The sequence below is a fragment of the Paenibacillus silvestris genome (assembly GCF_009882985.1).
In the GTDB taxonomy this organism is placed as follows: Bacteria; Bacillota; Bacilli; order Paenibacillales; family NBRC-103111; genus Paenibacillus_E; species Paenibacillus_E silvestris.
In genome coordinates, this window is sequence record NZ_WTUZ01000010.1 from 352 (window position 1) to 15,956 (window position 15,605).

At 42.7% G+C, this 15,605-nt stretch carries 18 protein-coding genes and 1 pseudogene; 2 read left to right on the plus strand and 17 right to left on the minus strand.

The genetic code is table 11. The annotated features are described in order from the left end of the window. The 6 genes and pseudogenes from GQF01_RS03400 to GQF01_RS03425 all read right to left on the minus strand — a co-directional run. Positions 1–1,002, minus strand: a pseudogene (locus GQF01_RS03400) (collagen-like triple helix repeat-containing protein); the annotation flags it as partial. Positions 1,003–1,023: 21 nt separating this feature from the next. Then, positions 1,024–1,368: a hypothetical protein gene (locus tag GQF01_RS03405; protein ID WP_161405471.1), complete on the minus strand. Its 345-nt coding sequence runs from the start codon at positions 1,366–1,368 to the stop codon at positions 1,024–1,026. Between the two features lie 292 nt (positions 1,369–1,660). Beyond that, a complete protein-coding gene (locus GQF01_RS03410) occupies positions 1,661–1,939 on the minus strand; it encodes a PQ-loop domain-containing transporter (protein ID WP_235958892.1) in 279 nt (92 codons plus the stop codon). Positions 1,940–2,030: 91 nt separating this feature from the next. Beyond that, positions 2,031–2,540, minus strand: coding sequence for an AAA family ATPase (locus tag GQF01_RS03415; protein ID WP_161405472.1), 510 nt, complete (start codon positions 2,538–2,540; stop codon positions 2,031–2,033). Positions 2,541–2,558: 18 nt separating this feature from the next. Beyond that, on the minus strand, positions 2,559–3,596 hold the full coding sequence (locus GQF01_RS03420; protein WP_161405473.1) for a phosphotransferase: 1,038 nt from the start codon (positions 3,594–3,596) through the stop codon (positions 2,559–2,561). A 187-nt stretch (positions 3,597–3,783) separates the two neighbouring features. After that, a complete protein-coding gene (locus tag GQF01_RS03425) occupies positions 3,784–4,227 on the minus strand; it encodes a cell wall hydrolase (RefSeq protein WP_161405474.1) in 444 nt (147 codons plus the stop codon). 216 nt (positions 4,228–4,443) lie between these two features. Between GQF01_RS03425 and GQF01_RS03430 the strand changes: the two genes are divergently transcribed. Next, positions 4,444–5,280 (plus strand): amidohydrolase family protein, encoded by an 837-nt coding sequence (locus GQF01_RS03430; RefSeq protein ID WP_161405475.1) that lies wholly within the window; start codon positions 4,444–4,446, stop codon positions 5,278–5,280. A gap of 135 nt (positions 5,281–5,415) precedes the next feature. On the opposite strand, the gene GQF01_RS03435 is transcribed toward GQF01_RS03430, so the two are convergent. From GQF01_RS03435 to GQF01_RS03470, 8 genes are all read right to left on the minus strand, one after another. Continuing rightward, the gene (locus tag GQF01_RS03435; RefSeq protein WP_161405476.1) at positions 5,416–6,111 is read right to left on the minus strand and encodes an alpha/beta fold hydrolase; all 696 of its coding nucleotides are present in this window, start codon (positions 6,109–6,111) and stop codon (positions 5,416–5,418) included. Between the two features lie 96 nt (positions 6,112–6,207). Next, a complete protein-coding gene (locus tag GQF01_RS03440; protein ID WP_161405477.1) occupies positions 6,208–6,864 on the minus strand; it encodes an FMN-dependent NADH-azoreductase in 657 nt (218 codons plus the stop codon). A gap of 63 nt (positions 6,865–6,927) precedes the next feature. Next, the gene (locus tag GQF01_RS03445) at positions 6,928–8,193 is read right to left on the minus strand and encodes an ISL3 family transposase (protein WP_161405478.1); all 1,266 of its coding nucleotides are present in this window, start codon (positions 8,191–8,193) and stop codon (positions 6,928–6,930) included. Positions 8,194–8,209: 16 nt separating this feature from the next. Continuing rightward, complete coding sequence (locus tag GQF01_RS03450; protein ID WP_161405479.1) at positions 8,210–9,394, minus strand: MFS transporter; 1,185 nt, start codon at positions 9,392–9,394, stop codon at positions 8,210–8,212. A gap of 18 nt (positions 9,395–9,412) precedes the next feature. Continuing rightward, positions 9,413–9,874, minus strand: coding sequence for an RrF2 family transcriptional regulator (locus GQF01_RS03455; protein ID WP_161405480.1), 462 nt, complete (start codon positions 9,872–9,874; stop codon positions 9,413–9,415). Positions 9,875–9,968: 94 nt separating this feature from the next. Then, a complete protein-coding gene (locus tag GQF01_RS03460) occupies positions 9,969–10,259 on the minus strand; it encodes an ArsR/SmtB family transcription factor (protein ID WP_161405481.1) in 291 nt (96 codons plus the stop codon). Positions 10,260–10,448: 189 nt separating this feature from the next. Beyond that, positions 10,449–11,261: an MOSC domain-containing protein gene (locus GQF01_RS03465; protein ID WP_161405482.1), complete on the minus strand. Its 813-nt coding sequence runs from the start codon at positions 11,259–11,261 to the stop codon at positions 10,449–10,451. Positions 11,262–11,447: 186 nt separating this feature from the next. Further along, complete coding sequence (locus GQF01_RS03470) at positions 11,448–12,545, minus strand: FAD-dependent monooxygenase (RefSeq protein WP_161405483.1); 1,098 nt, start codon at positions 12,543–12,545, stop codon at positions 11,448–11,450. A 201-nt stretch (positions 12,546–12,746) separates the two neighbouring features. Between GQF01_RS03470 and GQF01_RS03475 the strand changes: the two genes are divergently transcribed. Further along, positions 12,747–13,151 carry a VOC family protein gene (locus tag GQF01_RS03475; protein WP_161405484.1) on the plus strand — a complete coding sequence of 135 codons (405 nt, stop codon included), beginning with the start codon at positions 12,747–12,749 and terminating at the stop codon, positions 13,149–13,151. A gap of 18 nt (positions 13,152–13,169) precedes the next feature. On the opposite strand, the gene GQF01_RS03480 is transcribed toward GQF01_RS03475, so the two are convergent. The 3 genes from GQF01_RS03480 to GQF01_RS03490 form a co-directional block, all read right to left on the minus strand. Further along, positions 13,170–14,039: an aminoglycoside phosphotransferase family protein gene (locus GQF01_RS03480; protein ID WP_161405485.1), complete on the minus strand. Its 870-nt coding sequence runs from the start codon at positions 14,037–14,039 to the stop codon at positions 13,170–13,172. 161 nt (positions 14,040–14,200) lie between these two features. Further along, positions 14,201–14,947 carry a 3-oxoacyl-ACP reductase family protein gene (locus GQF01_RS03485; RefSeq protein ID WP_161405486.1) on the minus strand — a complete coding sequence of 249 codons (747 nt, stop codon included), beginning with the start codon at positions 14,945–14,947 and terminating at the stop codon, positions 14,201–14,203. A gap of 81 nt (positions 14,948–15,028) precedes the next feature. Further along, on the minus strand, positions 15,029–15,589 hold the full coding sequence (locus GQF01_RS03490; protein ID WP_161405487.1) for a TetR/AcrR family transcriptional regulator: 561 nt from the start codon (positions 15,587–15,589) through the stop codon (positions 15,029–15,031). Positions 15,590–15,605 lie beyond the last annotated feature (16 nt).

Below are 15,605 nucleotides of genomic sequence, written 5' to 3' on the forward strand. Positions count from 1 at the left end.
CGCACCTGTGGCTCCCGCTGCTCCTGCATTACCAGTCGCACCTGTGGCTCCCGCTGCTCCTGCATTACCAGTTGCACCTGTGGCTCCCGCTGCGCCTGCATTACCAGTTGCTCCCGCTGCGCCTGCATTACCAGTTGCACCTGTGGCTCCCGCTGCTCCTGCATTACCAGTTGCACCTGTGGCTCCTGCTGCTCCTGCATTACCAGTCGCACCTGTAGCTCCCGCTGCGCCTGCATTACCAGTTGCACCTGTGGCTCCCGCTGCTCCTGCATTACCAGTCGCACCTGTGGCTCCTGCTGCTCCTGCATTACCAGTCGCACCTGTTGCTCCCGCTGCTCCTGCATTACCAGTTGCACCTGTGGCTCCCGCTGCTCCTGCATTACCAGTCGCACCTGTGGCTCCCGCTGCGCCAGCATTACCAGTTGCACCTGTGGCTCCCGCTGCTCCTGCATTACCAGTCGCACCTGTGGCTCCCGCTGCTCCTGCATTACCAGTCGCACCTGTCGCTCCCGCTGCTCCTGCATTTCCAGTTGCACCAGTTGCTCCTGCTGCGCCTGCATTACCAGTTGCACCAGTTGCGCCTGTACCTCCAGTTGCTCCAGTTGCTCCAGTTGCTCCAGTTACACCTGTAGTCCCAGTAGCTCCAATGATAGAACCTAAGAGCTCATTTGAAACTATCCGATGCGCTTCAACTAATTCTCCTGTAGACGTTTTTCCCCAAACAGAAACTTCTATCTGAGCTGCAGCGATGCCTCCTGTTGTAAAAACAAATTCAAATTTATCAAGATTAGCAAAGTAATTTTTGGTTATCACTTGATTTGGAAAAACTTCTAAGGATTCAAGTACATATAACGATCTTGAGCCGTTTAAGATATATCCTTGTATGAGCAATGTTCCAGAATTAACAGTATCCCTATTATCAATATTGATCGTCACTAGCTGAGTTGGTCTAACTCCGCCGACAGAACTATTATCAATGGGTCCAGTTGACAAAATGGTCATATAAATGAAAACCTCCTATTATTAAAGTTCAGACAATACAAGCCGATGAGCAACAACCAACTGCCCGGATTCATTTTTTCCCCAGGCAGAAACTCCAGTCTGATCTACAGCGGTTCCTCCTGTAGTAAAAACAAATTCAAATTTATCAAAATTAGCAAAGTAATTTTTGGTTAATACTTGATTTGGAAAGACTTCCAAAGATTCAAGTACATATAACGATCTAGTGCCAGTTAAGATATATCCTTGTATGAGCAGAGTTGCAGAATTAACAGTATCCCGATTATCCATTATTACTGTTATCTGTTGGGTGGGCCTCGTGCCACTGATAGCATTGTTTTCTATCGGTCCGCTTGATAAGACAGCCATTTATATTTTTCCCTCCTAATCATATGTTTGATATTTACATAGGTTTGCAAAAAAAATTTACTAGAGAGTAAATAAGTAAACCTCACTTCTAAACTATGCAATTTTTAAAGAGAAGGTTTGGACTTAAATAGAGAAATTACCAGTTATTTTCCACCATTTTTTGAGTTTTAAAAAAAGATAGATTCTATCAATCTAGTTAGTGAAAAAGAAAAAAACAAAAAAAGAGCAGTCTGCTTACCTGCTCTTTAGTGACTATTCAGCTATAGTTTAGTTACGGCATTATTATCATTCATTACCGAGTTCGATATCGAACAATAAGGATGTTGACAAGTAAAACAACACATAAAGACATTGTATTCGTTATCAAAAAAGCTAAACCAACACCCGTTACTGCCAAGCTAATAGCATATGCTTCCATAAGACTAATTCCCAATAAGATGAGTAAGTAAGACTTTAAACTTAAATCTGCAACCGATTTACTTTTCACAATTTGAATGATCTGAGGAATCCAACCTAAAGAAAGAATGATGCCACCAATTAGTTGCATGATTGAAAACAGCATTGCATGCATATACGCACCTCACCGATTTTTATTTATATGATATTCGGTGCATGCCGCTGATGATCAATATTGGATGAACTTTCACGGTTATTTCAATTCCTTAGGGCAGTTCATGTATCCGAAATCTAACATCTTTAACAATTTCCTTAGCGAGTTCCCCGGGGTACTTGTGGTTAGCATCTAGCAGAAACGGCTCATTGGTAGCTGATGCCATTAATTTGTTCCTAAGAAAGATCGAACGTTCGATATACGGAGAATCTCCTCGCTGGTTGAGTCGAGCGGCGAGCGTTTCCGGTTCAGCATGCAGCACCACATAGTGAAACGTCGTGTTATGATCAGACAGCTGCTCATAGAACCATATCAGTTCATCTTCAACGACGAAATCGATAACCACATCTAACCCATGCTGAAGATAATTACGGGTTACCGCAGTAATATTAAGCCAAGCAAGATGCAGTCGTTCCTGCCATGGAGGTTCGTTCTCTCCTCGGTATACATGGAGTAGAAGATCTCCCTCGACCAAAGCACATTGGTTCATTGAATCGGCCAGCGATCTGGAAACGGTGGATTTCCCTACTCCAAGCGGTCCAGAGATAATAAAGACAGCCATTTGATCCCTCCTTCACTGTTATGTTCGTTTTTGCAATATAGCATCTATAGCCCTGACATTTGCTTCAATACTATCCCAGCGGTTCATACAATGATAAAGAATCTTTTCCAAATCCTTTTCATTCTGGACTTCTTCCGTGTTGCGATGGAGGATATTCATTAACCAATTGGTTAGATTACGAAGATGGTTGCGATAAGCGTAGAACCGTAATAAGTCAAGATTTAACGTCAGAGATTCTCCTATATTTTTTTCGTAAGCGGAAAAGAAAACATCAAACTCCTCCCCCATATAGTTAACGAAATTATATTCTGGCGGCGCTAAGATGGCCGATTCCCAATCAATAAAATACAACTCGTTTTTATGACGAATCAAATTGCCTCCCCAAATATCGCCATGGCATAATACTTTCTCTTTCGTTTCTGCGATGGATATACCTTGAAGTTTGCGCACAAGATGCAATAAGGCGAATATTTGCTCTTTCTTTGACAATACCACCTGACGTAAAGTCTGTTTAATAGGATTATTAAAGGTAATGGTGCTCTCAATCATCGAAATGCACTTCTCTAAGTCAGACTCAAAGGAAATATCAAATGTATCTGCCAAGAGCGTTGTCCTATCTATAAAAGGTGTAATTAGCTGTATCGCAGCCACTGATTTACCGATGTTTTCAAGCATCTCCTTTGAGAAAGGATAGGCTTCAGCTAATGTCTCCCCTTCTATAAAGTTAAATAATACTACTGTGACATTATTAAATGTTGTTTTAAAACCGCCATCCCGATTTAATATTGGATATGTCATGTTTCGAAAAAGCCCTTGATGATACATCTGCCAAGTTAACGGTAAGTAAAACTGAAGACGCTCCACCCTTGTCCTTTGTCCGTCATTTTGATGATCAAATAATTTCACATAATATTTTTCTCCGTTCGCACAGTTCACCCAATATGAGTAAGCTGAATCCCCCTGCGGAATGAAATGAACGCTTGCAATCTCTATCCCGTACTCTTGATCAAGGTTCATCATAAGCACACCATTTTCGATATAATAATTAACCTCCAAACTCTTCACTCCCCCCCAATAGCTTCGTATATGTAAATTTCTCCTACATTCATTAAGTATCCTCCCTAAGTCAAAAACTTCCTCGATACGGACGAATTCCCAAAGAGCCCGTCCCAGAAGGTCACAAAAAAGCTGCCCCTCGGTCATTAAATGACTTTCGGGACAGCCTCTTGTCTTTAAAATAAACTTAAAACGTATTATACACATTTTGACATTCTTGCGCCGTAGGTTCATAAAAACAGTGCTTCTTCCATCTACCTGCGATCGGCTGATTATACCAAGTTGACGGACATGGCCCGGGATTTTGGAACGTACCTGGCCGGAAATACCATAGGGAGAATTTGCCTGGCCAATCCCGTTCGCCATTCACAGCCCGTTGCGCCAGACGGCGTTCCCTCTCTCTTGCGTTTTGATAGTACAAACCATGTTGCAACGCCTCGAAGGCATGCGGCTGGTTAATCATTTGGGGAATTGTTCGAATTCCTTTAAAATCGGAGCAATTCGCTCTTATTCGGTTAATACCTACATTCCCAACAAGGAGCATGCCCTTTTCGCCTTCGGTCTCAGCTTCAGCTCGAAGCAATCTTGCCAACATATCTATATCCTGTTTCCTCGCTTTTACGACTGCCATTGGCTCACCTCTTTAGATTTCTAGACTCATTATATTGTAGGTGAAGCGGAAGTGTTACCCTGTCAATATAGAGAGCGAAAATAAAATAATCTCAAGATGAACTACAGTGCTTTTGATCAACTCTCAACAGCCTAGATCATGCTATTATTATACTTGCTAGTCAGTCTATTCGTATTACGGAAAGCCCAAACTATTCCGCTTGGAGGCATTCAAACAATGAGAATCGATGCGCATCAGCATTACTGGATTACATCAAGAACAGACTATGGGTGGTTACAGCCTTCACTAGGGAGATTATATGCCGATTATCTACCAGAGCAGCTGAAGCCTTTACTGGTACGACATAGTATAGAACAAACGATTATTGTGCAGGCTGCTCCTACCATTGATGAAACGAAATTCCTCTTACAAATAGCGGATAGGGAGTCTACCGTTGCAGGCGTTGTCGGTTGGCTGGACATGGAGTCTGATACCTTTGAACCTGATCTGGTACTTATGCGAAAACATCCGAAGTTTATCGGTATCCGCCCCATGATTCAGGATTTACCTTCAAACTGGATTATCAAGCCAAAGGTACTCAAGCATTTTAAGTTATTGGAAAGCGAACAATTCCCTGTAGACCTACAAGCGAATCCAAGGCATTTGCCCTATATTGTGGAAATGCTAAAGTACACGCCTAATCTGCGGGCTGTGATCGATCATTTGGCGAAACCGCCAATCGAAAGTGGAGAACTCGAACCATGGAAATCGTTTATTGAGCAGATTGCAGCTTACCCTAATACAATGTGCAAGCTTTCGGGAATGGTACCTGAACAGCTCGATGCGCCATGGTCGCGAGAATCTATCCTTCCATTCGCACAATGTGTTATCCGTTCGTTTGGTATTCAGCGAGTGATGTTCGGCAGCGATTGGCCTGTTTGCTTATTCGCTGCAACTTATGATGAAGTCATTGGGTTATTTGAATATTGCCTAGGAACAAATTGGAGCGAAGATGAGAAAGCTGCTGTATTTGGTAATAATGCAATCCAATTTTATAAGCTAAAAACAGAATAATTAAAGCTTGATTACATACTTTCTCCGAAGCTATGAAAACAAACAGACTGCCGCATTTTTTGCGAACAGTCTGTTTTGCGTGAGAAAGATTAAGCTTTTGAATACTTGCGTTAACTAACAATTACATTCTCAACCTTAACCAATATTGAGCAGAATGTTACATAGTTGATCAGGAGTTGAATAAAACGGAGAATGATCTGTATCCAACGTAAATACTTCTTTGCAAGGAGATGCGGCTTGCATTTGCCTCTGCATATCGATGGGTATGGCATTATCTCGAAGGCCTTCGATGTAGTACCGAGGAACTTGACCAAAATTATTTTGCGTCAGGCTTAGCGGTGTCACGAATGGACTCGTTGCTTGTTCCTGTAATCGAGATACAGCTCCAGTTGCATCCTCATCCGAACAACTATTGTAGAATATTTGCCTTGCTTTGTCTGCTGCAACGTTAATTGTACGCCCATCTTTTGAGACCAACATATTGGGATTAGGCGGAATTACGAGCATGTTTTGACCATTCTGTAAGAGGAATGCTGTTAAATAAACGAGCGATTTAATTCGATTCGGACGATACTCTGCTGCTTGGGATACAACAATCCCTCCCATGCTGTGTCCCACTAGAATAACCTCCTCATCTAGTTCATCAATAGCAGCTACCACACGATCCGTATACACCGCGAGTGATACCTTTGAAATTGGGGTTTGGTCTTTTCCGTGTCCGGGCAAATCAATCGTAATTACACGATGTCCGGCGGATTCTAATAAAGGAACGATTTTCTCCCAACACCAAGCTCCGTGCCAGGCGCCATGAATGAGCAGATAAGTAGACAACGAAATCACCTCTCTGAATAAAATGTTGTAAAATAATGAAATTAAGTTTCACATCTGATAACAAGGGACCCATTCCTAGCAAGATGCTCGTACTCTTTAATCAACAACCTTATAACTGACAGCCGTTAAACGCTGAGCTGCTTCCTCCGCTTCACGGTACGCTTTATCTCGTATTTCATCCCATTTTAAGATGGCCGTTCCTTGCGCCCTAATGATTTGATAATCCTCGATACCCAGAAAATTAAACATCGATTTAAGGTACTTATGCGAATATTCAACCTCCGAATACCAATCATTATTCGTATAAACGGATCCGCTTCCTTGTATAACAAGCATGCTGCGGCCGTCGTTTAACAAACCGACGGAGCCGTTTTCAGTAAATTTATACGTCTCGCGCGGAACAATAATCGTATCCATATAATCCTTCAGTTTAGAAGGAATGTTAAAATTGTGCATGGGCATGACAATAACATATATCGTCGAATCTTTAAATTGTTTAAGAATTTCATTGCTTCGATCCGTAACTTGCTGTTCGGCATCAGAAAGATGCTCTCCTTTACTAAGTTTGTCACTGGCGCTTAGTGACGTAAGGTCCACAGCTGGAATCTGTTCGTCGTACAGGTTAATTTGCTCTACAGTTGCCGCTGGATTGAGCTGCTTATATGCACTTAGGAAGCGGTTCAGTATAAGCAAACTTATGGATTGTTGTGACTCCACGCGAGGGTGGGCATTGATAACTAGCATTTTAGACATTAGATAATCATTCCTTTGGGTTTATTTTTGAGTACTTAAATCGTGAAATTAGTGGAGAAGGACTTATGGAATGCCCCTCTCCAATTTCTCAATTAAAGCGAAAATATCAATTCCAAGTGTAATTTTCGCTTCTGATTCACAGGTCTCGGGCCGGCATTGAGACTTTGGCTTACTTAGCTTTGCAAGCTCCTCTGAAAAGAGAATTTTGGCTCGTAAGGCTTCAAACGAACAGATCCTGCCTAAACGGTCCATGATACCACTAAGTTTATTCAGTGACTCCGTATTAGCACTAGCGACGCGATGATCAAAATATGCGAATATCTCTTCTTCCCAGTTCTCAATAACCGTCGTAAGAGGTTCAAAAGCTGCATGAAGCTCAATTGGTAACTTAGCTTTCCAAGTGTGATAGTTGACATATGCCTTTTGTCTGCTGTCGCTATCATATAAGTCAAAAAAAGATTCCTTCCTGTTATACGCAATATCGAGAGACGGGTGATGACTCAGTAGTTCCTTATCCAACTCTGTAAGCTCTTTATGGCGTTTGAGAAGGATAAGGCGATCGTGCTTAAGTCCACGCCTTTCCTTAGGCGATAAGCTTTCTCTATACTGTTTTCGGATGGTTTCTAACGCTTGGTTAGCCAAACAAAGGACAGAAAACTTATGAATGATGATCATTGCTTTTGGCAATGCAGCCCTCACAGCATCCTTATACGGCTTCCACATATCCATTGTGACATATTGAATTCGTTCTTTATTTGCAAGGCGTATGAGATAAGCTACAAGGGTATCTTTGTTACGATTGGGCAAAACGTCTAACAAAGTATGCTCCTCCAGGTTCGTTAAAACGCATCTTTGTTTAATAACTTGCATGTCGTCAATACCAAGCCATTGAGGAGTTTCAAACTGGAATGTTTCTTGATGACGATTGAGATAATCACTAAAAATGCTGCGAACCGTTTTATCATTTAATCCAACATCGTCAGATATGCTGACAAACGTACGTTTTAGGCTTTCCTTCTCTACATAAATCAATAGTCGTTTGGTGCAGCTCCTCTTCTCATCTATGGTGTGGTCCATGCGTTCCCAGAAGGTTCGATTGCAGCATCTACAGCGATATCTTTGTCGCTTGATTCGAAGCTCTACACGCTTGCCGTGAATAGGCAAGTCCATACAAATCTGTTCCCTGTTACCGTGTTTTTGTAGGTTCGCTAAGCATCCACAATGAGGGCATGTCGAAGGTGGAGAGTTCGATGCCACTTCTATTTGAAAATCAGATACATTCTCTCGAATGCTTAGGATGTTGAAATGGGTAAGTTTTAGAATATCCATTTGAGTTTCTTCCCAATTATGATTTGACAAGCTGGTTCTTTGTTTTCTCGTGAGCTGGAAAAATGCCACTTGAGAAAAAAGCTAACAACGAACCAGCAATGCAGAGAGCTGCAAATATACCGACTGCAGTAAAACCGTTAAAAGTCGCATAGATCAAACCAGCGATCCAAGAACCAAGTGCTGTCGCAGTGTACATGATTGAATTGGCCAAGCTTGTTGTCGTACCACGGATCGTCGGATTTAACGAAGTAAGAAGTCCCATGATTAGCGGAAAGGAAATCCCCATGGTAGCGAAGATGAAAAAGTATACGCCTTCGAAAGCCGAAACCGACGACAAATGAGGTGCAATAAGAAAACATACAATGGAGACTACAAAGCCAATAACCAGTGTGCTGAGACGACCCCATATTTTGGTCACATAAGCACCACCAAAGCTTCCTGCCATATTCCCGAGACCTAGAAAAAACATCACGAACCCCACATGATCGACGGAAAGCTCGAAGCGGTCCGTCATCCATTTTCCTATGAAAGCAAAAGCAGCCATGAATCCGCATTGAAACAAGAAATGAGCTAGGAAAGATCTTCTGGCCATTCGACTGTTCAATAGTAAGACGTATCTTTTAAAAATTGGAGTTTTGGTTTTTTGGTCTAAATTTGGTTTAATTGCGGGCAATGTATAAAAGATAAATACCGTCACTAGCAGCGAACATGCGCCGATTGTGTAAAAAGGATAAGACCAATGGGTTGCAGCAAGCAAACCTCCAATAGGTATACCGAACGCTTGGGCAGAAGCCAGTCCCGCCATCACAATTCCAAGTACTTTGGCTACCTTCTGCGCAGGAAACAATGTTGGGATGGAGGCCCAAATTTGAGGCGTTGTAAACGCAGCACCGAATCCGGCCAAAGCGCGGAAGATAAACATCGACCAAAAATTAAAGGCAAAACCGCATAAGATGGTTGCAATCGAGAAGCAAAACATCCCAAAAAGCATGACTTTCTTGCGATCCCATCCATCGGAAAGCGGTCCAGCAATGAGTGCAAATATGGCATAACCTAGAGCGTAGGCTCCCACCATCCAACCGGCATATTCGGTCTGGATGTGAAACAATTCCTGAAGTGTGGGAATGAGTGGAGAAATAATAAATGTATCTGTACCGATAAGAAACATGATGACGAAGAATAAAGCTGTTAATTTATTCATGTTGTTCACCCCTAGCCATTATTTCAGTAGTTCAATAGTTTTTGAACTACTGTACAAAAAAATATCGTACTGCTTCATCACATGAGAAATGGTGTATTTTCGTAAAATATTTATTGTTTCCTGTTCAATTTCATAAAAAATGAAGTCTATACACGAATCATCATCTGAATGACTGGCATCAAGTTCAGCCTCTTGTTCGACTCCGCAAGTATTTATTGCGGAGTAAACGTCACCTAGCGTGATTTTGTCTGCTGGCTCGCGTAAGAAGTAGCCTCCGTCTCGTCCTATTTTTGATTCAACGATACCTGCATTCATTAAAGCTTGCATAATTCGGCGAACGACAACGGAGTGGGCATTGACCAGAATTGAGATGCTAGAGCTTGTCATCAAGCAGTCACTTTTTGCCAACCATGCAATTACATGAACGGCAATCATAAGTCGGCGATGATCTATATTTTTTCTTACATTTATTGTGGCCATTTTGATCACCTTTTAACTCTAAGTTTTTCATCCTCTACCATTAGTTCTGTAGTTCAAATGTTATTGAACTAATGAGCAAAAAAAGAATTTCTTTCTACAACGTATCCAGAAATCCTGGTAAGTAAGTTTCAAAAGTCTCCATATCAATGCTCATATACCTCGTTTGTGCTTCTTTCCGTACCTTGATCAATTTCGCCTCCCTTAAAGTACGCAAATGATACGAATTATTCGATTTTGAAATACCCTGAATATCTCCTACTTCTCCACAACTCATTTCCTTCATACTCGCGTATAGACTTCGTATGATTTGCAATCTTGTTACATCAGCTAATGCTTTAAAAATTCTCTCCCTGTCATCATCATTTAATTCTTTTAAAGTAGTCATAAAACTATTGTACTAAATGATCGGCAATAATCAATACTTTCACGACCAACCACCAGATCCTCCGATTTATGAGTGAAATGTTAGGAATTAAAAAGACAAGAACTTACATCCTAATAATAGTAAACCCGCGCTGCGCGCAGATCTCTAAGGATACATGTTCTTGTCTTTTTATTTTACGGAAAAATTAAGCTATTCGACTACAATCTTATCTCCACGATAAATGCGCCCTGTGCGAATGACCTTCGCATATACGCCCATAGCCCCATTATTATACTTAACGGAAGCTTGGAGGATAGCTGAATCCTTGGGCAGATCTCCTTGAGGTAAGGTTGTCATAATACAGCGAACGCAAGGCTGTGTAACCTCTAATACCACATCATTCCCAATGCGAACGGTTTTACCAACCCAATTGTTTTCAACAAAACCTGATTCATCAGGAACATCAATTACAATATTCGTTCTATACCGCCTAACTTCAATTCGGCTTTCGGGAATTAGTTCCCTCATTTTATTAATACTTGCTGTTGTTAGTAAATGAACCATGGCAATATCATAAAAAGTTCCTTCAGGAGAACTACGTGTAAAAATCGTTTTTCTATTATTTAATCCCTCCAAATCAGGGATATACCCCTCAAACTGAACATCACTTTGTTGATCGGAAGTTGCCGTCACTTGAACCGGTCGACCCAGTTTTTCAGAGAGCCTCTGACTTACATCATCATCCGTCGTTGCTCCCCAACTGCCATCGGGGAAAGTAATTCGAACAGGAGGAAGTTTGGTTGAATCTTCAATAGGATCCATATACACAGCACGATAATCAAACATATTTGGCCATTTGATGGGATTCTTAGCATTGGCAAGTTTGCCTGTCGAAGTGTCGATCAACGCATACTTTCTATCACCAAGGATTCCTTTTTCTGTTATATCTGTAGCATTCAACTCTTCACCCATCATCGATTTTACGGGATATCTCCAAAGTGAAACCAGACTAGGATAGCTCATAAAACATCTCCTTTTTTAGGTACAGAGCATGACATATTTTTCCCTGGGATTATAACTTTATGCTTCAAGTCTACAGGAAGCAGCATCCACTGCCACTTTAATAGTCTACTTTCATTGGAATAATTGATCAATATTGGATAACTAATTGAAATGATAGAAAAAACAGATCAATACTCGGTGCTTTTCCTATGCGAATGGTGCTTGCGAATTTCTTTCGCGAATGGCTTCTTCCGTTTGGGGGACAAGAAATTCTACAGACATTTCCGCGGTTGCTTGCACTTCCTCGATGAAAGGACGAAAACTCTTATTGTATTCTTGGAACGCGAGTTCATAATTTCCATGACACTTCTGGAAGGCATCGGCCAATGCTGCAGCCCCATCTATGGCCAGCGATCCACCCATGCCAGCAGCTGGAGAGGCGCAGAATCCGGCATCACCGACTAGCGCTACCCTGCCTTTCGTCCATGACGGCATCTTCATTTGGCACAGCTTGTCAAAGTAAAAAGTTTTCGAGTTCTTCACTTCTCCCAGCAATTCCGGTGTCCGCCAGCCTAGCCCAGAGAATTGATCCAGAATGATCTGCCGCTGCTGTTCTTCGTTTCTGTAGTCGTAAGGAATTTCCTTATGGGATGAAAAGCAAAGGACAATATCTGTTTTATTGTTATAGGCGTTCAGCATGATCGCCTTGCCCGGCTCATTGTACATCTGTGTCGTATTTTCCTGGATCAACAACTTATTCACGATCGTGATCGAGAAATAGGTCTTAAGAAAATGCGAAAATTCAGCCTCCTCGCCAAAGCACAATCTTCTGACGATCGAATGAATACCATCACAACCGAAAACTAGGTCGTACGAGCGGTTTTGCCCCCCTTTGAATGCAACGTCGACGCCGTTACTTTCTTCCTTCAACGACACGATGCTATCGCCAAAAATGAACTCTACATCATCTTTGACAGCCTCAAACATCATATTCAGCAATACATCCCGTTCGATTTCATATTCATCTTCTCCGTGCTCTTCACGCAATTCCATTCTTTCAGTAACATCATCTGCATTTTTGAATTCCATCAATCCCATGTTAATATTGTTCGACTGGATTTGGTCGAGCAACCCCATACGTTTCACAATGTCGACGGTGTTCTTGCCGATATTTACAGGCGTTCCGCCTTTTTTAAGTCCTTTGGAGATCTCTACAACGGTGACGTTGTAACCCAGTTTCTTCATCCAGTACGCTGTTGAGAGACCGGCGAAACTCGCCCCGCTAATTAGGATATTTTTTTTCATATTTGTTCCTCCCGTAAACCGCAAATATATTGTCTTTGTATAGAGTAAAATAAGATTATAAACTGAATATATATCACTGGTGCGAAGCCTTGCGTTGAAAAAATTAAAACGCCACTGACATACTGTTGTCAGTGGCGTTTCTTATAATCAGTATAAGTAATCGCAAAATTGTATCATCTACTATAGAGAGGATTGTATCTTATGAATTTTGCTTCTGTGCGCATCATTACCGACGACGTGGATCGTCTCGTCGATTTCTATGAGAAAGTCATGGGTGTTTCCGCGGAACGCCTCGCGCCCGTCTTTGCCGAACTTATTTTGCCCTCTTGCACCCTTGCGATCGGCCACTCACAGACGGTTCAACTGTTCGGAGCAGGTTCCGCAGTGGCAGCCAACAATCAAACTGTCATCCTCGAGTTCCTCGTTCACGATGTCGACACCGAGTTCGAACGCTTGAAACCTTTTGTTCACGAGTGGGTAACAGAACCAACCACGATGCCGTGGGGAAACCGTGCTATTTTATTTCGCGATCCCGACGGCAACCTGATTAATCTATTCACACCGGTGACCGAGGAAGCGATCAAACGGTTCAGCGGCAGACGTTGACGTATCGTTGATCAAACATCATTCTGACAGTACAAGGTCGAGCCATGATTTCGCCTCATGGTATAGAACTGGATTGTTTTCTGGCGTGTAATACGCCAGCACTGCCACTGCCTGCGAGACGACCCATCCGCGGGCTCTTGCCCACGTAGCATCGTCCGTTGGAAGATACTCACGGAACGCATCACGTGCAGCTGGAGAATGTAACTTCCAAGCAACCATGATATCGCATGCAGGATCGCCAATGCCCATTGTCCCCCAATCAATCACACCGGTGATGCGTCCATCTCGCACGAGCCAGTTACGTACGTCAAGGTCGCCGTGGTGCCAAACCGGAGTACCCTTCCATGCAGGCGCAGCAAGTGCCGTTTCCCATACCGTCAACACGGCAGGATCGCCATCGAACTGTGCAAGCCAGTACCGGAACTCCTCATCCCGCCCAGCCAAAGGAATACCGCGGCCCTGCGGCCCACCTGATAAATTGACTTGTTGCAGCGCTGCAACAAAAGCCGCGAGATCTTGTGCTGCTTGAATTGCGTCAATCTCTTCTATTGGCACCGTCTCGCCCTCGACCCACGTATGTATCTCCCAAAACCACGGATATTCACTACTTGGATGCCCTTGAGCGATAGGTACAGGGATTTCAAGCTGAACCATTGGCGAGATCTTGGGCAGCCAAGTAAGCTCGCGACTTTCTGGTGCCGTTGGCCCTGTCCGCCGTGCTAGCCGAACAGAGTATTCTTCTCCTAGTCGGAAGATAGCGTTCACTGTTCCAGACGGCTCAATCCGTCGCAGGGGCAGCTCTGCCAAATGGGGAAACTGGGCGACTAACAGACGGCGCACCAGTGCCTCATCTATTTCCATTTCGTCAATGTGCATCTTCTCACCCATTCGTTGCCTCCTCCTCACATTCTTTTTAGTCTTGTAATACTAGTCTACTTATCTAATTAGTGTATCAAATGAGTAATCATTTAAGCTGGTAAAACTCTACTAAAATAAAACTATCCTGAATAAAAAAACAAGGGTAAGCTAAGCTTACCCTTGCCCCACATTTAAATCATAAAGCCTCCGTTAATATCGAGTGACGCACCGGTAATATAACCAGATTCTGGGCTCGATAAGAATGAAACCAAACTAGCAATGTCATTTGCGGTACCATAGCGTCCAAGAGCGATCATATTTGTTAAGATCGAAGCCATTGAACCTTCTGCAGGATTCATGTCCGTATCAACAGGACCTGGCTGAATATTATTAACGGTTACCCCTTGCGGCGCCAGATCCCTAGCAAGACCGCGAGTCATAGCCGCGACAGCGGCTTTGGACATGCTATATAGACTCATGCCGGGAAAACCGGATGCATCGGCATTTACACTACCTATCGTAATGATTCTGTCACCACTCTGCATTTGGGGTCCGGCCGCTTGTATGGCAGCAAAAACCGCTCTAATATTAACAGCAACCGTGCGGTCGAACTCTTCCATCGTAAATTGATCATATGGCTTAACATCAAGGATCCCTGCATTATTAACCAATATATTTAAATGACCGAAAGTATTGATCGCTTCAGCAACAGCTGACTTTACTGAGTCAGCATTTTCACTATTGGCTTGAATGGCCAGAGCTCTCCCACCTTCAGCCTCAATCATCTTGACCAATTCTGTAGCTTTCTCAGTAGAATTGGCATACGTGAACGCAACGGCCGCGCCCTCTTTCACCAACCTTTTGACAATCGATGCCCCAATTCCGCGAGAACCGCCTGTAACAAATGCTGTTTTTCCAGTCAAGTTATATGAATTCATATTGTTTAATCTCCTTTGAGGTTTAATGTGTTGATACTCGGCACTTAAGGGAATGATCATTCCAAATGAAAACAAAAAAAATTATCGTAAGAAATACAGAGATGTCTCTAAAATGGTATCCAATGTTTTTCGATCGGTACCCGCGGAGGTGATGGTTATTCCATTCGTAACATTCACAAGGTATTGAGAAAGATCACGTAAATTGGGATTCCCTTTTATTTCGCCTTTGGCAAGACCGCGTGAAAGCAATTGAAAGAAGGCTCTTTCTCTCAGGTTATTGTTCGTACTAACTCTTGCTCGAACTTCCGGATGCTCGCTCATCTCCAACGATGCAAAAATGAGTAAGCAAGTTCTAACACGATTATGATCGAACAATTTATTGAAAAACCTTAATAAGACTTCTTTGCAAGTGCCCGGCTCATATAGGATGGCCGTAATATCACTCGTTTTCTCCCCGTAGCGATCCAAAGCCACTAAATACAAGTCTTCCTTACTTCGGAATGTCTGGTAGATGCTGCTCCTGTTTAGAGACAACGCACTGACCAGATCCTGCATGGATGTTCCCTGGTAACCTTTTTCACGAAAAATATCAATTGCCTTATCGATAGTCTCTTCTATCTGAAATGTTTTTAATCTTGACATTAGTCATCATCCCCTG